Below are 18,418 nucleotides of genomic sequence, written 5' to 3'. Positions count from 1 at the left end.
GTCTGCATCTGCGATCGCAATGTCTCATGCGTCGCCGTCGCGCCGCGCATGACCATGATTTCGGGCAATGCCGGATTGTCCCGCACCAATTGCAGGTGCTGCATCACCAACAGGCGCAGCCGGGCCTCGGGCGCCAGCGGTGCCGCTTCGGCATGGGCGATATTGCCGGCGACGCGGGCGAGCAGGAAAACGCCCACCGCCAGCCAGATATCCTCCTTGCGGGGGAAATGCTTGTAAACGGCGGGCTGGGTCAGCCCCAGCCGATCGGCAATCATGCCCGTCGTCACCTGATCGGGACCCACCTCGAAGGCCAGATCCAGGGCACTGCGCGAGATGTCGATCTTGCGGTCTGCTGCGGTTTTACGCCGGTTCATCCGTGTCGCCCCGAACGGCGCAGGATAAGGGCAATTGCCGCCCAAAAACCGATACGAAGCACCAGGGCGCCGACAGTGCGCATTTCAAATGCACCGCCCCCCATGACGTGAATCGCGAAGGGGACGGCCGTCAGCGCCGTCGCCAGTGCAATCAGCGCCGAGAGACGGCACGCCCAGCCATAGCCAAACCAGATAGCGATGGCTGCGGCGACATAGAAAAATCCGGCAGCAAAATTGAACCAGACGACAAAATCGACATAGGCGCCGGCCATTTCCTGGGAAATTGCCGGGCCGAAAAGCACGCTGCCAGCCGAATACAGTGTCATCAGACCAAAGATCAGTGCCACTGCCGCCGTGATCTTGAGCCCGGTAGAGACGGGGGCGCTGTGTGCCGGGTGGGTGTTCATGGCCTTGACACTCCGATGGATCGGTTGCGGGGTAGCGTACTAAGTTATTCATCTATAACCAATGGCGCGCATTGCGCAAGCCCGCCTGATCGTGCCGGGGTTCGGCGAATTGATGCGGCGTGTCAGCTTCCAGCAGGTGAACCGGCGGCGGGGCTGCAACGTCGATGACCAAGCGCAGCACCACAACCGATTGTGTCGAGACTGCAGCGACCGGTCACAGGCCGTTCCAGGCGGCCGCTGAAGGTCAGCGGGGGTGGGTGACGTCGCGGGTCCGCTGCAGCGCATCGACGGTCTGCTCATAGCGGTGATGAGCAACCCCGAGGAAAACGCAGTCCACGATCGCCAGTTGGGCGATGCGACTGACCATGGCGCCGGCCCGTAGCGTGCTTTCGCGGGCATGGCTGATCAGGCGCTCATCGGCCGCCTGGGCCAGCGGGGAATCGGGCGATCCGGTGATTGCCACGGTCAGCGCGCCCGACTGGCGCGCGATTTCGAGGTAGCGCACCGTGTCAGAGGTGTTGCCTGAGTGCGAGAAGCCCAGCGCTACCGTGTCCGGCGGCGACAGCAGGGCGGCGGACCAGGCCTCATGCGGGTCGGCCAGCAGGAAGGCGTTGCGGCCGATGCGGAACAGTTTGTGATGCAGGTCCTGCGCGACAAACTGGCTGGCGCCGATGCCGAACAGCAGGATGCGTTGCGCCTTGTCGAGCGCCGCGACCACGCGGTCGAGCGCCGCGAAATCCAGATTCGACACGGTCTCGTCAATGGCCAGCATTTCCAGCGTCGCTACCTTGGATGCCATTTCCTGGAGCGTGTCGGACTTGGCAATTTCGGCGCCCATCGTCATGCCGGAACGGAACTGGGCCGCTTCCCGGCCGAGTTCGGTTGCCAGCGACATGCGCAATTGCGCATAGCCGGACAGCCCCAACACCCGGCAGAACCGAATGACCGTCGCCACCGAGGTGCTGCAGGTCACAGCCAGATCGGAAATGCTCATATCCAGCACGATGGCCGGATTTTCGCGCATCACGGCGGCCACGCGCTGCATGGCCGGGGTGAACTTGTCAGTGGAGGCCTCGATCGTCGACTGAATGCCCAAATCGCTCTCGCTTTCCTGTCTGCGCCTGTCTTCTTGCCCGAGTCGCTGTGCTGCGGCGAGAGCATGCCATCCCCGAATTGCAGCACGCGACTGGAACAAAGTTACAAAGAATACTAATCATATGAACATTCTTGACAAGAGGGGTGGAGTCTTCTTAGGCTCCTGCCAGAACAGCCCATCTCGGCCACGAGGAAATGCGATGGTGTCGACTGACGCGCCAATACCAGCCCAGCTGCAGACGTGCCACCGCGGCCGGGCAGGGGGTGCGCCGTGAGCGGCGTCGCGCAGGGACGCCGCGCCCTGATGTCTGAGCTGGACCTGCTGGTTTCCGAAGGGCGCAATCCCAACAGCATGGGCATCGACATGATGTCGACCCATGACATCCTGCACACCATCAATCGCGAAGACAGCACCGTTCCGCACGCGGTGGAACTGGTCATTCCAGCTATCGAGCGCGCCGTCGACGCCATTGTCGCGGCCTTCAATCAGGGTGGGCGACTGGTGTATATGGGCGCTGGCACCAGCGGGCGGCTGGGCGTGCTTGATGCCTCGGAATGTCCGCCGACCTTTGGCGTGCCCCATGGCATGGTGGTCGGCCTGATCGCCGGTGGTCCCGATGCCCTGATGCGCGCCACCGAAGGCGCCGAGGACCGCAGCGAGGATGGTGTCGCCGATCTCGAGGCCATTGCGTTCACGGCCAGGGATGTTCTGGTGGGTATCGCCGTCAGCGGCCGCACCCCCTATGTCATTGGCGGCCTGCAGCATGCCCGCGCCATCGGCGCGGTGACAGTCGCGCTGTCCTGCAACCCGGTATCGGCCATCGCCGACATTGCCGATATTGCCATTTCGCCAGTGGTCGGCCCCGAAGTGCTGACCGGCTCGACCCGGCTCAAATCGGGAACCGCCCAGAAGCTGGTGCTCAACATGCTGACCACGGCCAGCATGATCCGCATCGGCAAGAGCTATCAGAATTTGATGGTGGACCTGCATGCCAGCAACGAGAAGCTGCTGGCCCGCGCTGTCCGCATCGTCATGCAGGCCACCGAGTGCAGCGCCCAGCAGGCCGAAGCCGCACTGGAAGCCAGTAATAACGACGTCAAGCTGGCCATTCTGGTGCAGCTGACCGGGCTCGATGTTGCGGCAGGGCAGGCGGCCCTGGCGGCGACAGGGGGCATTTTGCGCCGGGCCATCGCGGTTTCGAGCGCCTGAGCTTTTCGAATCCGCCAGCTTTGGCGGTCATGGATCACTAGGAGGAAATCAAAATGCATTGGACGAATTCACGCAAGATACTCGCCGGCCTGGCCATGGCGACAGCACTGTCCACCACGGCCATGGCCCTGCCAGCCCATGCTGCCGAGCTGCGCATGGCGTGGTCGCAGGACGCCACGGGACTCGACCCGCACAAGCAGACGGCGTTCTCGTCGCTGCGTCTTCTAGAGCTGGTCTACGAGCCGCTGGTGCGGCTTGACCCCGAGCTCAATGTGATCCCGGCCATTGCCAGCAGCTGGGAATTTTCTGCTGACGCCAAGATGCTGACCTTCAAGCTCGACCCAAAAGCCAAGTTTACCAATGGCAATCAGGTGACGTCGGCCGATGTGAAGGCCTCGTTCGAACGTTTGCTGGATGAAGCGACGGCCGCTGCCGCGCGGTCGAACTTCCTGTCGATCGAGAGCATCGAGACGCCCGACGACGCTACCGTGGTGTTCAATCTGAGCACCGCTGACGTGCCGATCCTGGTGGCCATGGCCACCATCAATGCCGCCATCGTGCCGGCCAGCGAAATCGCTGCGGGTTCAATCGGCACCACAGCCTTGGGTTCGGGCCCGTTCACGCTCGACTCCTGGGAGCCCAACGCCAAGGAAGTCCTCAGTGCCAACACCGAATGGGCCGGTGGACCGCTCAATATCGACGGCATCACCATCTCGGTGCTGCCCGATGAATCGGCAATCCTGGCCTCGCTGCGTGCCGGCCAGATCGATTTCGCCCTGCTCAACGATCCCCTGATCGCAACCCTGGTGCCCAACGAAGCCAATCTTGAACTCAACCGCGTGCCGGGCCTGGCCTACAACGTCTTGCAGCTCAACCCGTCGCGCGCCCCGATGGACAATCTGATGGTGCGCCAGGCGATTTCCTGTGCGGTCAACCGCCAGGAGATCATCGACTCGGCATTGGCCGGTGAAGGCAAGGTGACCGGGCCGCTGACCATGCCGGCCTTCGCCCAGGATACCTCCAAGCTGTTCTGCTACGAGCAGGATCTGGACAAGGCCAAGCAGCTGATGGCCGATGCCGGCTTTGCCGATGGCTTCACCGCGACCGTCATTGGCGCCAATGGTGAACCGCCGGTCGCCTCATCCGAAGCGCAGGTGCTGCAGAGCCAGCTGGCCGAGATCGGCATCAAGCTCGACATCAAGATGATGGAGCTCAATGTCTATGTCGACACCTGGCTGGCCGGTGATTTCGACATGGCCGTGGCGCAGAATGGCGGTCGTCCCGATCCCTATCCGATGTATAATCGCTACTTCACCAAGGACGGCAATCTGGTCAAGGTGTCGAACTTCAGTGATGACGAACTCGATAGCCTGATGAAGCAGGGCCAGGCTGAAACCGACCCGGCCAAGCGCGTCGAAATCTTCCATGCTTTCGAGCAGCGCCTTGCCGAGCAGTCGCCGTGGATCTGGCTGTCAACGTCCTACAGCTACACCGCCCAGCTCAAGACCGTTTCGGGCTATGAGCCTTCGCCAACCGGTACCCTGTTCGGCATCACCAAGATCGCCATTCAGTAATCCAACCGGGGTCGGCCCCCAGGCCGGCCCCTCTAGCCGCGGAGCGGACAGCGATGAGCTATGTGGTGCAGCGTCTGCTGACGTTCCCGTTGATCCTGCTGGGTGTTTCGGTCCTGGTATTTGTGTCGATCCGGCTGATTCCGGGCGACGCGATTACCGCCATGCTGGGCACCGAGGCCGGAATGATGACCCCGGACCAGCGCGCGGCGCTGGCCGCCTATTTCGGCATTGATCAACCGGTCTGGTCACAATATTCGCGCTGGTTCCTCGGGCTGTTTCAGGGCGATCTGGGTGTATCCTCAATCTATGCCAAGCCGGTTCTGACGGTGATCCTCGAGCGCTTCCCGCTGACCCTGCAGCTGTCGCTGATGGCCATGGTGATTGCCCTTGGTGTCGGCGTGCCGCTGGGGGTGCTTGCCGCCACCCGCAATGAGCGACCCAGCGATCTGGTGGTGCGCGTGCTGGCCATGCTGGGCCAGTCCACCCCGAGCTTCGTCATCGGGGTATTGATCATCTATGTGCTCTCGGTGTTTTTCGGCATGGTGCCGGCGATGGGGACGTTCACGCCAATCACCGTCGATCCCTGGGCCAGCCTGGGGCAATTGTTCTTTCCCGCCGTCACGCTGGGCTTTGCCTTCGCCGCTTCGGTGACCCGCATTTCGCGATCCTCCATGCTCGATGTGCTCAGTGACGACTATGTCCGTACCGCGCGCGCCAAGGGCGCCTCGCCGATGAGCGTGGTCTGGCGCCATGCGCTGCCCAATGCGCTGATCCCGGTGGTCACGCTGTCGGGTGTGGAGTTCGGCTATCTGCTGGGTGGCGCGGTGATCGTCGAGCAGATCTTCGCCTTGCCCGGGCTCGGGCGGCTGGTGCTTGATGCCATCACCCAGCGCGACTATGCGCTGGTGCAGGGCACGGTATTGTTCGTGGCCTTCAATTTCCTGGTGGTCAACCTGCTGGTCGACCTCGCCTATGTCGCGCTCGATCCGCGTATTCGTCTCGGGAGCCGCTGATGACCAGGGTTTTTGGCGCATTGTGGCAGCACCCGTCCGGCCGCGTCGGGCTGTTCATTATCGGGCTCTATCTCACCCTGGCGCTGCTCGGCGTGCTCGGCCTGACCCCGCATCCTGCGCTCAAGCAGTTCATGATCGACCGGCTGACGGGCCCGAGCGCCAGCTATTGGATGGGTACCGATCTGCTGGGCCGCGACACCATGAGCCGGCTGATGCTGGGCATCGGACAATCCATGCTCATTGCCTTCGCCTCGGTCGCCTGGGCGACCCTGGCCGGCACCATTATCGGCCTGTTTGCCGCCTGGCTGGGCGGGCTCTGGGATGGTGTGCTGATGCGGCTGATGGATGTGCTGCTGGCCTTCCCGGCCATTCTGCTGGCGCTGCTGATCATCGCCATTGTCGGCCCCGGCACCTTCACCAGTGTGACGGCCATCGCCATTGTCTATACGCCCATTTTCGCCCGCGTGGTGCGGGGGCCGGCCCTGTCGCTCAAGCAGCGCGACTTCGTCGATGCCGCACGCACCTTTGGCAGCTCGCAGCGCTATATTCTGAGCCGGCACCTGCTGCTCAATCTGGTGGCGCCGCTTGCCGTCCAGGTTACCCTGGCGCTGGCCTGGGCCCTGCTGACCGAAGCCGGGCTATCCTTCCTCGGGCTGGGCACCCAGCCGCCGACCCCATCGCTCGGCCTGATGCTGGCGGAAAGCAAGAACCTGATGCAACAGGCCCCCTGGCTGATGATCTTCCCCGCCTTGACCATCATGCTGGGCATTCTGGGCTTCAACCTGACTGGTGATGCGTTGCGCGACATTCTCGATCCGCGCACCCAAAGGAGGACGGCATGACGCCCTTGCTTCGCGTCCGCGATCTCCATGTCGGCTTCGGCCGCGACCCCAAAGCCAATGAAGTGGTCAAGGGCGTCAGCTTCGAGCTGATGGCGGGCCAGACCCTCGCCATTGTCGGGGAGTCAGGGTCCGGCAAGTCGGTGACGGCGTTGTCGATCAACCGGTTGGTGGATTTTGGTGGTGGCCAGATTACGGCTGGCTCGATCCATTTTCAGCGTAGCGACGGGTCGGTGCTCGATGTCACCCAGGCCGACGAGAAGACGCTGCGCCGGGTGCGCGGCAGTGGCATCGGCATGATTTTTCAGGAGCCGATGACCTCGCTCAATCCGGTGCACACCATCGGCGCCCAGATCGAGGAGGCCTTCCGGCTCAATCGCGGTTTGACCGGTGCCGCCGGGCGACAGGCCGCGCTCGACGTACTCGACCGCGTGCGTATCCCTGATGCAAAATCGCGCCTGGCCTATTATCCGCACCAGCTCTCGGGCGGCATGCGCCAGAGGGTGATGATCGCCATGGCGCTGGCCAGCAGCCCGCGCCTGTTGATCGCGGACGAGCCGACCACGGCGCTGGATGTCACGGTACAGGCCCAGATCATGGCGCTGCTGGCCGAACTGCGCGCCGAAACCGGCATGTCGATGATCTTCATCACCCACGACATTGGCCTGGTCGCCGGCATTGCCGACAATATCATGGTCATGCAGCAGGGCGTGGCCGTGGAACAGAACCAGATCGACGCCGTGCTCGACAATCCCCAGCACGACTATACCCGCCACCTGCTCAAGGCCGTGCCGCATTTCAGCGCCGGCAAGGCGGTGCGTACCGATGGCCACCGCGTCGAGGGGCGCGCGCCGATTGTCAGTGTCGACGATCTGGTCGTGCGCTTCCCGGTCGGCCGTGGGCTGTTCCGCGCCAAGGCCGCCGTGCATGCCGTCGACGGCGTGAGCTTTGACTTGCAGCCGGGCGAGACCCTGGCGATTGTGGGCGAGAGCGGCTCGGGCAAGTCGACCACGGCGCGTGCCATTCTTGGCCTCAACAGCCACCAGCGCGGCGCTATCACCACCGCTGCGGGTCGCTCAAGACGACCGATCCAGATGGTGTTTCAGGACCCCTTTGCCTCGCTCAACCCGCGCCTCAATGTCGAGGCGCTGCTGGCCGAGCCGGCGATTGCCAATGGACAGCGCAAGGACGCTGCGCTGCACGAGCGCATGCAGTTTCTGCTCGAACGGGTCGGCCTGCCCGCCGATGCCCTTGAACGCTATCCGCACCAGTTTTCCGGCGGTCAGCGCCAGCGCCTGTGCATTGCCCGTGCGTTGATGCTCAATCCCGATGTGGTGGTGTTGGACGAGGCCGTGTCGGCACTTGACGTGTCGGTGCAGGCACGGGTGCTCGATCTGCTGGTCGACCTGCAGCGCGAGTTCAATCTGGCCTATCTGTTCATCTCGCACGACATGGCGGTGGTTGAACGCATTGCCCATCGCATCGCGGTGATGTTTGCCGGCCAGATCGTTGAAATCGGCGAGGCGCGTGGCGTGCTCGCTGATCCCCAGCACAGTTATACCAAACGTCTGATCGCCGCCGTGCCGGCTGTCGAGCGCCGCAATCAGCACTTTGCCGTCGATATGACCCAGGTGCCCTCGCTGGTGCGCCAAGCCGGCTATGAGCCGCCAGAAGCACGCTGGCGCCAGGCCGGTATCGACCATCAGGTTCGCGTCGAGGTGGCCTCATGAGCCGCGTCGAAAGCCTGATCGAGCGGGCCATGGCCCCGCTGAGCCAAGCCGTTGATTGCGCGCGCCTGCCCGGTGGCGTGCTGGGACTGGTTGATCGCGACGGCAATCGCGCTGTCCGCGTCCTTGGTGCGGCGCAGCTGACGCCGGAGCGCCGGCCCATGCGCCAGGCCACCTGGTTTGATCTGGCCTCCCTGACCAAAGTGCTGTTCACCACCGAGCGCATTCTGGCGCTGGCCGAAGCCGGCACCATCGACCTTGACGCGCCGCTGATCAGCGTCTTGCCCGATTTCCGCCAGTACAATCCCGACAATTGGGAGCGCAGGATAACCTTCCGCCAGTGCCTGGGCCACCAGACACCGTTTCCGGCCGTGTTCCCGCTCTACACCTATGGCCGCGATCCCGACCTGTTGCGCGCCTTTGTGCTGCAGCATGAGTGGCCAGCGGGTCCCGCCGTCTATTCCGACATCAATTTCATTCTGCTCGGCCTGGCGCTGGAGCGGCTTGAGGGGCGCTCCATCCGCGCGATGAACCCCGGCACCGGCTTTGCCTGGTCGGCCGATCCGGCCCAGGCCGCCGCGACCGAGCAGTGCACCTGGCGCAACCGCCTGCTGGTTGGCGAGGTGCATGACGACAATTGTGCGGCGCTGCAGGGCGCCGGTCATGCGGGCCTGTTTGGCACGGTTGATGGGCTGCTCGATTTTGCCGTCGGCAAACTGGCGACGACCGCGCCCGATGCCCTGATCCGCACGCCTGTGTCAGCGCGCCGCACCCATGGCTGGGAGCGCCCCCATGATGGCTGGTCGGGTGGCGAGCGCTGCTCGGCCGACACTATTGGTCATACCGGCTTTACCGGCACCGGACTGTGGATCGATTTTGCGCGCGGCCATGCCTGGACACTGCTGAGCAACCGCATTCATCCGACCCGCCATTTTGACAGCGGCATTTTTGCGTTGCGCCGTGCCGTGGGCGATCTGATCAATGCCGACTAGGGAGATGACGATGGAGCCGATCTGGGCTGTGGGCCTGATGACCGGAACGGTGCTGGACGGCAATATCGATGTGGCGCTGCTGCGCACCGATGGCGAGACCATTGAGCGCTTCGGGCGCTACACTCTGGCGCCCTATCCGGCGGCGATCCGCACGCTGCTGGAAGATTGCCTGGCACAGGCCCGGCTGTGGAATTTCGAGGGCCCCGAACCGGCGATCTTTGCCGCGGCGGAGGACGCCCTGACCCGCGCACAGTCAAGTGCCGTTGCCGATCTGGTGGCGCAGGCGGGCCTGAGGCCCGATGACATTGGCGTTGTCGGTTTTCACGGCCAATCGGTGCTGCATCGCGCCCCGCAGCCCGGGCGGATCGGTGCCACGCGCCAACTGGGCAATGGCCAGTTGATGCACGACCTGCTCGGCATTCCTGTGGCCTATGATTTCCGCTCGACCGATGTGCGCGCTGGTGGTCAGGGAGCGCCGCTTGCCGCCGTCTATCATCAGGCTTTGCTGCGCACCATTGGCGCGGTGGACGGGCGCACGGCGGTGCTCAATCTGGGCGGCGTGGCCAATGTGACCTGGTGGGATGGGCACGATCAACTGATCGCCTTTGACGCCGGCCCGGCCAATGCGCCGCTCAATGATTTCATCAAGGGACTTGGTCTGGGCGAGATGGATCGCGATGGCGCCATGGCGTTGCGCGGCACGGTCGATGAAGCGCGCCTGAGCCAGTTGCTCACCCATCCCTATCTCACCGCGCCCTATCCCAAATCACTCGACCGTTTTGATTTCCTCGCCAGCATGGCCGATGGCCTGGGGCCCGAGGATGGCGCCGCGACATTGACCGCCTTCACCGCCGGAGCGGTCGGCAAGGCGCTCGACCTGCTGCCGCGCCGTCCCGAGCGGATCGTGGTGTGCGGTGGTGGCCGGCATAATCCGGCGATCATGCACATGCTGGGCGAGCGGGCCCATGTCGAGGCAGTCCCCGCCGAAGTGGTCGGCTGGCGCGGTGACGCCACGGAAGCGGAGTGCTTTGCATTCCTGGCCGTGCGCGTGCTGCGCGGCTTGCCGATCAGCTTCCCGACCACGACCGGCGCGCCGCAGCCGCTGACCGGCGGCATATTGGTGGGCTGAGTATGGATAGACCCGTCATCGAGGTTACCGAGACGCCGCCGGCTGCCGATCTGGAACGCATCGCCCGTAATCTGAGTGCGTTCAACGACAGCGTGGTCGGACCGGCAGACCGCCGGCCGCTCGCCGCCTTGGTGCGGGTCGATGGCGAGTTGGTGGCGGGCCTGTCCGGCTATACCGGCTGGGGTTGGCTCTATGTCCAGCTGCTCTGGATCGCCGAGGCGCAACGCGGGCGGGGGCTGGCCCGTCAACTGCTGGCGGCCGCCGAGGCCGAGGCCATGGTGCGCGGCTGTCATGGCGCCTATATCGACACTTTCAGCCCGCAGGCGCTGCATGTCTACCAGCAGGCGGGCTACACCGTGTTCGGCACGTTGCCCGAGTTCCCACGTGGCCATACACGCAGTTTTCTCTCCAAGGCTCTGGCATGAGCGCGCCTACCCGCATCTGGCAAAGAAATTCCCGGACGCCAGCGCTCTGCACCTCAAGGATGGGCTATCTCACGCTTGAGGCTCGCCGCGCCATCGCCCCCTGCAGTACCCAGTAGGCGAGGGACCCAGCAACGCAATACCCTGCGTATCCGAAGGTCTGCACGGGGACAGCCGCCCCTGTGTCGATGAGCAAACCGGCAATGCCCGGTCCCAGTGCATGTTTTCCTCCCCGATCGTGACGGGCTGCTGGCCGCGATGGCGGCCAGCCTTGGCCGTCAGCGAAACAGCATCACCGGACGCTTGACCGATCGCACCATCTCGGCGGTGGTGCTGCCGATGAACAGGCTGCGGATGCGGGAGTGTCCGTAGGCACCCATGACCAGCAGGTCGATGTGGTCGGCCTCGGCATGGGAAGCGATGACCTTCTCAGCCTCGCCATCCTCGATGTGGGTGTGAATGGTGTAGCCGGCGCTCCGCAGCACATTGGCAGCGGCTTCCAGCTTCCCGCGAGCCTCAGGGGTGTCCCTGCCGGCTGTGACCAGGTGACCTTCGAGCCCCGCGAACAGCTTGCCAGCCGCGATGTGGTTGATGGCCTTCATCACACTGGGGCCACCATCGAAGGCAACCAGGAAGCGTTTGACCGGCTGGAATGCCCGCGACGCAACCAGGACAGGCTTCGTGCTGGTCCGTACGACGCGCTCGAGATTGGAGCCGAGATGCAGCTCGGCGAAGTCAGCAGCCTCGCCACGCTTGCCAATCAGGATCAGGTCGGCCTCTTTCTCGAGCTCCTGCACGGCTTCGACAATGTCGCCGGTTCGCAACTTGCCAATGGCAGAAGGCGCGCCGGCCTGAAGCAGGCGCTGCACACCAGCATCGACGATCAGGCGGCCCCGCTGCTGCGCCAGCTTGGCGCGCTGGGCATCATGTTCGGCCAGTTCTTTGAGAAGGCTCGACCGGGCGCCCAGTTCCAGGCTGCCCGACAGGTCGAACGGGGTGCTGGAGAGATCGCGACGCCCGATCACATGAACAACGTCGACGCTGGCCGCTATGGTCGTAGCCACCCAGGCAGCATGATCGAGGACACTGTGGGCGTAAGCCGAGCCGTCGATGAAAGCGATGAGTTTGGTCATCCTGGGTTCTCCTCCTAATGGCCCATGAGGCGGTCGAGCGCCCCTGGCTTGTCATGGATGGCCAGGCGATCGACGATGGTCTCGCTGGCCTCGTTCATGCCGACCAGGTTCACCTCGGCGCCCTCGCGGCGGAACTTGAGGATGATCATGTCCAGCGCCTGGACGCTGGAAATATCCCAGATATGGGCATGCGTGACGTCGATGGTGACCTTCTCCAGCGCTTCCTTGAAATCGAAGGCATTGCTGAAGTCCTCGGCCGAGGCAAAGAACACCTGACCCTCCACCGTGTAGGTCCGCTCCCGGCCGTCGGGTGACAGGCTGGAGCTGATCCGGAAGATCTGCGAGATCTTCCAGGCGAAGAAAATGGCAGAAAGCAAGACGCCGACCAGGACGCCGATGGCCAGATTATGGGTATAGACCACGGTCAGCACCGTCGCGAGCATCACGATCGATGAGCTGCGGGGGTGGGTAACCAGGTTCTTGACCGAGCTCCATGAGAAGGTGCCGATCGAGACCATGATCATGATGGCCACCAAGGCCGCCATCGGGATCTGGCTGACCAGATCGCCCAGCACCAGGATCATGAAGAGGAGGAAGACGCCGGCGGCAAAGGTCGAGAGCCGCCCGCGGCCGCCGGACTTCACGTTGATGATCGACTGGCCGATCATGGCGCAACCGGCCATGCCACCGATGAAACCGGTCACCGTATTGGCGATGCCCTGGCCAACGCACTCCTGATTGCGGTCGCTCTTGGTGTCGGTGAGCTCGTCCACGATCTGGGCGGTCATCAATGACTCAAGCAATCCCACGACAGCGACAGCCGCCGAGTAGGGCAGGATGATCATGAGCGTTTCGAGATTGAACGGGATCTGCGGGATCAGGAATATGGGCAGCGTGTCAGGGAGTGCACCCATGTCGCCCACCGTGCGAACGTCCAGGCCAAGCGCCAGCGCAAGCGCCGTCAGCACCACGATGCAGACCAGCGGGGACGGAATGGCTTTGGTGATGCGAGGGAAGAGATAGATGATGGCGAGACCGCCGGCGACCATGGCATAGGTCAGCCAGCTGACATTGGTCAGCTCCGGCAACTGCGCCATGAAGATCAGGATGGCCAGCGCATTGACGAAGCCAGTCATCACCGACTTCGAGACGAAGCGCATGACATAGCCGAGCTTGAGGAAGCCGGCGGCGATCTGCAAGAGGCCTGCGAGAACGGTAGCGGCCAGCAGATATTGCAGCCCGTGATCCCTGACCAGGGTGACCATCAGCACCGCCGTTGCCGCCGTTGCCGCCGAGATCATGCCGGGGCGACCGCCAACGAAGGCAATCAGGACGGCAATCGAGAAGGAAGCGTAGAGGCCGACCTTGGGGTCGACGCCAGCGATGATGGAAAAGGCGATGGCTTCGGGGATAAGGGCGAGGGCGACGACAAGGCCGGCGAGAATGTCGCCTCGTATATTGCCGAACCATTCGGCGCGCATTCGGGGGAGGATATCTTGCATCTGGTGTCCATCTGTGGAGCGCCGCCAGCCAAAGGGGCTGTTGCAGCTGTCGAGATACACGGATGTCCTGAAGGGAAGCGGCGGCAATGCCCATGTCGGGCCCTACGAAACGCGGTCATCTGAAAAGAACACAGCTTGGATGGTAGTGCCGAATTCGGGATGGTCTGACCGGCAGCCGAACGCTTCAGGCGTTCCGTTGCATTGATGTTCATACGATCTGGTAGGTGACCGGGGGATGGGCGCCCGGAGAAGCCACCCGCATTGCGGGTCCGACGACGGTGCTTGAATGCCCCAGTTGACCGTGAGAAGCAAGGGGCAACACCTTCGCGGCAAGGCGATCCCTGTCGCCACCCAGATCGCGCGGCTGGATCGCCGAGCGGCTCGAACTGGTCAAGCCCCATCCGTGCTGCGCGACTTTCGGCTACTCAGGCCGCCGTCTCAGTGATCTGGGGAGTTTTTTTGGAGCGGGTGAAGGGAATCGAACCCTCGTCACTTGCTTGGGAAGCAAAAGCTCTACCATTGAGCTACACCCGCGACGCGCGAATAGATGCTGGAATTCGCGGCGGGCGTCAAGGCACTGTGACGCCCGCGTGTCATCGCACGCTCTCGCCTGACCGGCATTTTCGCAGCCCTGATGCTGGTCTCGGCGTTCCGATACCTGTCACCGTTGACGGTCCTTGCCGGGCAGGGCGGGGGGCAGGGCACCATCGTCCGTTTCTTTGAGCCCGAGATCGTCCAGCAGCCAGTCTTCGGCGTTTTCAAGTTCCTTGGGCAGAGATCGGCTTTGGTCTGTGACGGGCGGCGCTGCCAGCCAGATCGTGAGCCGCTTCAGCATTGCGACAATGGAGCGACGCAGCTGGCTTACGTTGTGATCCGAATAGGCGATTGACATGACAGGACCTCGTTTTGCTGTTCTCACACAGCCTGTCAGTGCACAACACATCGTTCAAACAAATGTTTTGAACTTTAATGATCGATAAAGCGGATGTATAGCTAATAGCATGACCGCAATCGACCCAGATTTTCTGCGCAGTTTCCTCGCCATTTCCGACACCGGCAGCTATGGCGCGGCCGCCAAGCGGGTGAACAAGACCCAATCCACCATTTCCGCCCAGATGAAGCGGCTTGAGGACACACTGGGCGTTACGCTGTTTGAAAAGGCTGGCCGCCGCAATTTTCTGTCTCCAGAAGGGCTTCGGTTGCTGCATTACGCCAAGTCCATCGTGCGCCTGAACGAAGAGACGGTGAACGCCTTCCGACAGGTTGAGGTGGCCAGTGCCATCAAAATTGGCATGTCCGATGATTATGCCCAGGCATTCCTCACGCCCGTGCTCAAGCGGTTTACGCAGCGTTATCCGCAAGTGGAGGTGGAAGTGCTGACCGCCGACACGCGCGAACTGCGCGAGCGAGCGGATCTGGACAGTTTTGATGCCATCGTCGTTTCCGCAAATTCCAGGCTGGATGGCCTGGAGATATTGCGGCGCGACCGCCTTTATTGGATCGGCGGCGAGGGTTGTCACGTTCATCTCGAGGAGCGCTTGCCCTTGGCGCTCTGGTCCGAGGGATGTAACTGGCGGGCCATGGGATTGGCCGCGCTGGCACAGACCAACAGGGACTATCGTATCGTCCATACGACATCCAATGCGCCCCTGTTACGCTCTGTTGTGCGCGAGGGGCTGGCGGTCACGATTGGCCCGAAGTGGTATCTGGGCGCCGGTCTGGTTCTGCTCGAGGACATGAACAGGACGTGGCCGCCGGGCGAGGACAGTGTCGGCCTCAAGGTTCGGTCCAACGAGCTGTCAGAGCCATTAGAGGTGTTTCTCAATTATCTGCGCAGCTGTTTCCGCAAGGAAGGCAGCTTTGCCGATGGGTAGCCATCGGGCGCAGCCTTGCCGCCCTATTCGCTGTAGGGCTTGAAGTGCTTGGACAGCTTGAGAGTTTGGGCCTGATAGTTCGAGCCCGAGGCGGTGCCATAGAGCCGGTCCGGTGTTTCCGCCAGCCGTTCATAGATCAGCCGGCCAATGGTCTGGCCGTGGCCGAGCAGAAACGGTACCTCGCGGCTGCGCACTTCAAGCACGGCACGGCTGCCCGTGCCCCCGGCGGGGGAATGGCCAAAGCCGGGGTCGAAAAACCCCGCGTAGTGGACGCGGAACTCACCCACCAGCGGATCAAACGGCATCATCTCTGCGGCATGGGTAGGCGGCACATGCACCGCCTCATCGCTGACCAGAATGTAGAATTCGTCCGGATCCAGGATCAGCTCCTGGCGGCCGCGATTATGCAGCGGCTCCCAGAAATCGTGCACATCGAGCGCCGCCTTCCTGTCGACATCAACCACGGCGGTATGGCGCTTGGAGCGAAAACCCACCAGCCCATTGCGCCCGGTGCCCTTGAGGTCGATCGACAGGGCAACCCCATCGCCGACCGGCACATCATTGTCGAACACCAGCGTGTCGCTGGCATGCAGCGCCTGGTGCTCGGCGACGGTGAGGCGGTTGTCGCCACGGCGGAACCGCATCTGGCTCAGCCGCGATCCGGTCCGCACCAGGATCGGAAAGGTGCGCGGGCTGATTTCGACATAAAGCGGGCCCTGGTAGCCCACAGGCATCTGGTCAAAGCCGCGGGCGCGATCGCCAATGACGCGGGTGAACACGTCCAGTCGCCCCGTCGAACTCTTGGGATTGGCCGACGCGCTGACCATGTCGGGCAGTTCCAGACTTTCCTGCAGCGGCACCAGATAGACGCAGCCGCGTTCCAGCACGGCGCCGCGGGTCAGATCGATCTCGTGCAGTTTGAGCGCTTCGATGCGTTCGGCCACCGAATGGCTGGGACCGGGCAGGAAGCTTGAGCGCACGCGGAAGGCAACTTCGCCCAGGCGAAGGTCCAGACTGGCCGGTTGCACCTGATCGGCGTCGAACGGGCGCTCGGCGATGATCGAGCCCTGCTGGTGCAACGCCTCGATCAGGCGCGCCGGAAACACGCCCTGCGGCCAGCTCTGTTGCTTGTCCATACTCTTGCGCTTTCCGTTACTTTGGCTGTTCCTAGCAATCCCTGCAATTGACGCCAACAGCCAATTGGCTTTAGATCACAACCCAGTGGTGATTTGGCCGGTCGCTTGCAGCCACTTTAAACAAATTGCTAAAGACCGTTTGGGAACCGGCCGCCTGTAGCGAGCCGGTTTTTTGTTTTGAAAGCGTGACCATGTCCAAGGCGAATAACCCTCTTCTCGACCCCACCCGCCGGTCAGCCGAGACCCAGCTGGTCCATGGCGGTGGCAAGCGCACGCAGTTCAACGAGACCAGCGAAGCGCTGTTCCTCAGTTCGGGCTACAGCTACCCCAACTCTGAACATGCCGAGCGCCTGTTCAAGGGCGAAATTCCCGGCGCACATAACTATTCCCGCTTTGCCAACCCGACAGTCGACGTGTTTCAGGAGCGCATGGCCCTGCTCGAGGGCGCCGAGGCGGCCCGTGGCTTTGCCTCCGGCATGGCTGCGGTCACCGATGCGGTGATGAGCCAGGTCCGTGCTGGCGATCACATCGTCGCCTCCCGCGCCCTGTTTGGCGGCTGTCGTTTTGTGGTGGAAGACTTCATGCCGCGTTTCGGCGTCACCTCGACCCTGGTTGATGGCCGCGACCCGGCCAATTTCGCCGCGGCAATGCAGCCCAATACCAAGCTGGTGTTCATCGAGACCCCCACCAATCCGACGCTGGAGCTGGTCGACATCAAGGCTGTGGCCGATATTGCCCACGCCCATGGCGCCGTGCTGATCGTCGACAATGTGTTTGCCACCCCGCTCTATCAGAAGCCGCTCGCACTGGGCGCAGATCTGGTCACCTACTCGGCCACCAAGCATATTGACGGGCAGGGCCGGGTGCTTGGCGGTGTCGTGCTGGGCTCCAAAAAGCTCATCGAGGGGGATATACACACCTTCCTGCGCCAGACCGGTGCTTCGCTCAGCCCCTTCAATGCCTGGGTCTTGCTCAAGGGCCTGGAGACGCTACCGCTGCGCGTGCGCCAGATGACCGAGAGCGCCGGCAGGATTGCCGAGGCGCTGGCCAGCCACGCCAAGGTGCAAAGCGTCATCTATCCGCATCACCCCAGCCACCCCCAATATGACCTGGCCAAGGCGCAGATGACCGGCGGGTCGACGCTGGTGGCACTGGATGTCAAAGGGGGGCAGGAGGCGGCGTTCAGGCTGTCGGATTCGCTGGCCGTGATCCTGATCTCCAATAATCTGGGTGATGCCAAATCCATCATCACCCATCCCCGCACCACGACCCACCAGCGGCTGACCGAAGATGCCCGGCTTGAAGTGGGCGTTACCCCGGGGCTGCTGCGGCTCTCGGTCGGGCTTGAATCCAGCGACGATTTGATTGCTGATCTACTATATGGCCTGGACCAGATTTAGGGGGACCAACCAAATTGCGGCTGCTGGGTTTGATAATGCTGCTGGTACTCGCCGGGTCGGGTGCGCCCGTTCTGGCGCAGGCTTTGCCCTATCACGCTGATCCCTCGGCGCGCGAAATCCTGCCCGGCGCCAACGCCGTACCGGCCATCCGCTTTCTGACCACCGCTGATTTTCCGCCCTTCAACTTTCGCGACGCGAGCGGCGAGCTGATCGGCTTCAATGTCGATCTGGCCAAGGCGATCTGCGATGAGGTCAACCTCGCCTGTACCCTGCAGGCCTGGCCGTGGGAACAGGCCGCCAATGCCCTGTCTGACAATCAGGGCGATGCGCTGATCGCCGGACTGGAGATGTCCGAAGCCAATGGCCAGTTGTTCGATTTTTCCGCTACCTACATGGCCTTGCCGGGGCGCTTCGTTGCCCGCGCTGAGGATGTCAGGAGCTTTGATATCGATGGGCTGAGCGGCAAGACCGTTGCGGTGCGCCGTGGCAGTGCCCATCAGGCCTTCATGCAACGCTATCTGCCAGATGTCAGAGTGGAACAGTTCGACACCGAACTGGCGGGTCTGGCGGCACTGCAGGCCAGCGCGGTCG

18 protein-coding genes, 1 tRNA gene, 1 riboswitch and 1 other annotated feature are annotated in these 18,418 nt (G+C 63.1%); of the genes, 11 read left to right on the top strand and 8 right to left on the bottom strand.

What is annotated here, in order from left to right:
* From Q8O80_RS21475 to Q8O80_RS21465, 3 genes are all read right to left on the bottom strand, one after another.
* Nucleotides 1-374: TetR/AcrR family transcriptional regulator (locus Q8O80_RS21475; RefSeq protein WP_305583187.1), on the bottom strand; the 374-nt coding region annotated here is incomplete at its 3' end.
* Complete coding sequence (locus tag Q8O80_RS21470) at nt 371-781, bottom strand: hypothetical protein (RefSeq protein WP_305583185.1); 411 nt, start codon at nt 779-781, stop codon at nt 371-373. The genes Q8O80_RS21470 and Q8O80_RS21475, both read right to left, overlap by 4 nt.
* A gap of 244 nt (nt 782-1,025) precedes the next feature.
* Nucleotides 1,026-1,877, bottom strand: coding sequence for a MurR/RpiR family transcriptional regulator (locus Q8O80_RS21465; protein ID WP_305583183.1), 852 nt, complete (start codon nt 1,875-1,877; stop codon nt 1,026-1,028).
* 303 nt (nt 1,878-2,180) lie between these two features.
* On the opposite strand from Q8O80_RS21465, the gene murQ reads away from it, so the two are divergent.
* The 8 genes from murQ to Q8O80_RS21425 are packed head-to-tail and all read left to right on the top strand — an operon-like array spanning nt 2,181 to nt 10,785.
* The gene (gene murQ, locus Q8O80_RS21460) at nt 2,181-3,086 is read left to right on the top strand and encodes an N-acetylmuramic acid 6-phosphate etherase (protein WP_305583189.1); all 906 of its coding nucleotides are present in this window, start codon (nt 2,181-2,183) and stop codon (nt 3,084-3,086) included.
* Nucleotides 3,087-3,139: 53 nt separating this feature from the next.
* Entirely contained in the window at nt 3,140-4,660 is a 1,521-nt protein-coding gene (locus Q8O80_RS21455; protein WP_305583181.1) for an ABC transporter substrate-binding protein, read from the top strand.
* A 53-nt stretch (nt 4,661-4,713) separates the two neighbouring features.
* The gene (locus Q8O80_RS21450; protein WP_305583179.1) at nt 4,714-5,673 is read left to right on the top strand and encodes an ABC transporter permease; all 960 of its coding nucleotides are present in this window, start codon (nt 4,714-4,716) and stop codon (nt 5,671-5,673) included.
* Nucleotides 5,673-6,515 carry an ABC transporter permease gene (locus Q8O80_RS21445; protein ID WP_305583177.1) on the top strand — a complete coding sequence of 281 codons (843 nt, stop codon included), beginning with the start codon at nt 5,673-5,675 and terminating at the stop codon, nt 6,513-6,515. The genes Q8O80_RS21450 and Q8O80_RS21445 overlap by 1 nt, the downstream gene beginning before the upstream one ends.
* A complete protein-coding gene (locus tag Q8O80_RS21440) occupies nt 6,512-8,242 on the top strand; it encodes an ABC transporter ATP-binding protein (RefSeq protein WP_305583175.1) in 1,731 nt (576 codons plus the stop codon). Before Q8O80_RS21445 ends, Q8O80_RS21440 begins: the two co-directional genes overlap by 4 nt.
* Complete coding sequence (locus tag Q8O80_RS21435; RefSeq protein ID WP_305583173.1) at nt 8,239-9,231, top strand: serine hydrolase; 993 nt, start codon at nt 8,239-8,241, stop codon at nt 9,229-9,231. The genes Q8O80_RS21440 and Q8O80_RS21435 overlap by 4 nt, the downstream gene beginning before the upstream one ends.
* 10 nt (nt 9,232-9,241) lie before the next feature.
* The gene (locus Q8O80_RS21430) at nt 9,242-10,360 is read left to right on the top strand and encodes an anhydro-N-acetylmuramic acid kinase (protein WP_305583171.1); all 1,119 of its coding nucleotides are present in this window, start codon (nt 9,242-9,244) and stop codon (nt 10,358-10,360) included.
* Between the two features lie 2 nt (nt 10,361-10,362).
* Entirely contained in the window at nt 10,363-10,785 is a 423-nt protein-coding gene (locus tag Q8O80_RS21425) for a GNAT family N-acetyltransferase (protein ID WP_305583169.1), read from the top strand.
* A 275-nt stretch (nt 10,786-11,060) separates the two neighbouring features.
* Here the strand turns inward: Q8O80_RS21425 and Q8O80_RS21420 are convergent, their stop codons facing one another.
* From Q8O80_RS21420 to Q8O80_RS21405, 4 genes are all read right to left on the bottom strand, one after another.
* Nucleotides 11,061-11,915, bottom strand: coding sequence for a universal stress protein (locus Q8O80_RS21420; protein WP_305583167.1), 855 nt, complete (start codon nt 11,913-11,915; stop codon nt 11,061-11,063).
* A 14-nt stretch (nt 11,916-11,929) separates the two neighbouring features.
* The gene (locus tag Q8O80_RS21415) at nt 11,930-13,417 is read right to left on the bottom strand and encodes a SulP family inorganic anion transporter (RefSeq protein ID WP_305583165.1); all 1,488 of its coding nucleotides are present in this window, start codon (nt 13,415-13,417) and stop codon (nt 11,930-11,932) included.
* Between the two features lie 222 nt (nt 13,418-13,639).
* Nucleotides 13,640-13,691, bottom strand: a sequence feature (sul1 is cis-regulatory element that is thought to sense ions involved in sulfur or methionine metabolism; They are found in Alphaproteobacteria).
* Nucleotides 13,692-13,877: 186 nt separating this feature from the next.
* Nucleotides 13,878-13,951, bottom strand: a tRNA-Gly gene (locus Q8O80_RS21410).
* A gap of 127 nt (nt 13,952-14,078) precedes the next feature.
* Nucleotides 14,079-14,309 carry a hypothetical protein gene (locus Q8O80_RS21405; RefSeq protein WP_305583163.1) on the bottom strand — a complete coding sequence of 77 codons (231 nt, stop codon included), beginning with the start codon at nt 14,307-14,309 and terminating at the stop codon, nt 14,079-14,081.
* Nucleotides 14,310-14,418: 109 nt separating this feature from the next.
* Between Q8O80_RS21405 and Q8O80_RS21400 the strand changes: the two genes are divergently transcribed.
* A complete protein-coding gene (locus Q8O80_RS21400; RefSeq protein ID WP_305583161.1) occupies nt 14,419-15,291 on the top strand; it encodes a LysR family transcriptional regulator in 873 nt (290 codons plus the stop codon).
* A 23-nt stretch (nt 15,292-15,314) separates the two neighbouring features.
* Here the strand turns inward: Q8O80_RS21400 and Q8O80_RS21395 are convergent, their stop codons facing one another.
* A complete protein-coding gene (locus tag Q8O80_RS21395; protein ID WP_305583159.1) occupies nt 15,315-16,427 on the bottom strand; it encodes a 2'-deoxycytidine 5'-triphosphate deaminase in 1,113 nt (370 codons plus the stop codon).
* 75 nt (nt 16,428-16,502) lie between these two features.
* Nucleotides 16,503-16,578, top strand: a riboswitch (SAM riboswitch).
* A 40-nt stretch (nt 16,579-16,618) separates the two neighbouring features.
* Between Q8O80_RS21395 and metZ the strand changes: the two genes are divergently transcribed.
* Together metZ and Q8O80_RS21385 are read left to right on the top strand one after the other, a co-directional pair.
* A complete protein-coding gene (gene metZ, locus Q8O80_RS21390; RefSeq protein ID WP_305583157.1) occupies nt 16,619-17,827 on the top strand; it encodes an O-succinylhomoserine sulfhydrylase in 1,209 nt (402 codons plus the stop codon).
* Between the two features lie 35 nt (nt 17,828-17,862).
* The coding region (locus tag Q8O80_RS21385; RefSeq protein ID WP_305583155.1) for a transporter substrate-binding domain-containing protein at nt 17,863-18,418 on the top strand (556 nt) is incomplete at its 3' end.

The organism is Devosia sp. (assembly GCF_030689745.1).
GTDB classification, from domain to species: domain Bacteria; phylum Pseudomonadota; class Alphaproteobacteria; order Rhizobiales; family Devosiaceae; genus Devosia; species Devosia alba.
This window is presented reverse-complemented; position numbering and strand designations above follow the sequence as displayed.

Excerpts from the sequence above, each read along its gene's own strand:
- Q8O80_RS21470 (WP_305583185.1), bottom strand. The coding sequence starts at position 781 with ATGAACACCCACCCGGCACACAGCGCCCCCGTCTCTACCGGGCTCAAG.
- murQ (WP_305583189.1), top strand. The coding sequence starts at position 2,181 with ATGTCTGAGCTGGACCTGCTGGTTTCCGAAGGGCGCAATCCCAACAGC.
- Q8O80_RS21455 (WP_305583181.1), top strand. The coding sequence starts at position 3,140 with ATGCATTGGACGAATTCACGCAAGATACTCGCCGGCCTGGCCATGGCG.
- Q8O80_RS21450 (WP_305583179.1), top strand. The coding sequence starts at position 4,714 with ATGAGCTATGTGGTGCAGCGTCTGCTGACGTTCCCGTTGATCCTGCTG.
- Q8O80_RS21445 (WP_305583177.1), top strand. The coding sequence starts at position 5,673 with ATGACCAGGGTTTTTGGCGCATTGTGGCAGCACCCGTCCGGCCGCGTC.
- Q8O80_RS21440 (WP_305583175.1), top strand. The coding sequence starts at position 6,512 with ATGACGCCCTTGCTTCGCGTCCGCGATCTCCATGTCGGCTTCGGCCGC.
- Q8O80_RS21435 (WP_305583173.1), top strand. The coding sequence starts at position 8,239 with ATGAGCCGCGTCGAAAGCCTGATCGAGCGGGCCATGGCCCCGCTGAGC.
- Q8O80_RS21430 (WP_305583171.1), top strand. The coding sequence starts at position 9,242 with ATGGAGCCGATCTGGGCTGTGGGCCTGATGACCGGAACGGTGCTGGAC.
- Q8O80_RS21425 (WP_305583169.1), top strand. The coding sequence starts at position 10,363 with ATGGATAGACCCGTCATCGAGGTTACCGAGACGCCGCCGGCTGCCGAT.
- Q8O80_RS21420 (WP_305583167.1), bottom strand. The coding sequence starts at position 11,915 with ATGACCAAACTCATCGCTTTCATCGACGGCTCGGCTTACGCCCACAGT.
- Q8O80_RS21415 (WP_305583165.1), bottom strand. The coding sequence starts at position 13,417 with ATGCAAGATATCCTCCCCCGAATGCGCGCCGAATGGTTCGGCAATATA.
- Q8O80_RS21405 (WP_305583163.1), bottom strand. The coding sequence starts at position 14,309 with ATGTCAATCGCCTATTCGGATCACAACGTAAGCCAGCTGCGTCGCTCC.
- Q8O80_RS21400 (WP_305583161.1), top strand. The coding sequence starts at position 14,419 with ATGACCGCAATCGACCCAGATTTTCTGCGCAGTTTCCTCGCCATTTCC.
- Q8O80_RS21395 (WP_305583159.1), bottom strand. The coding sequence starts at position 16,427 with ATGGACAAGCAACAGAGCTGGCCGCAGGGCGTGTTTCCGGCGCGCCTG.
- metZ (WP_305583157.1), top strand. The coding sequence starts at position 16,619 with ATGTCCAAGGCGAATAACCCTCTTCTCGACCCCACCCGCCGGTCAGCC.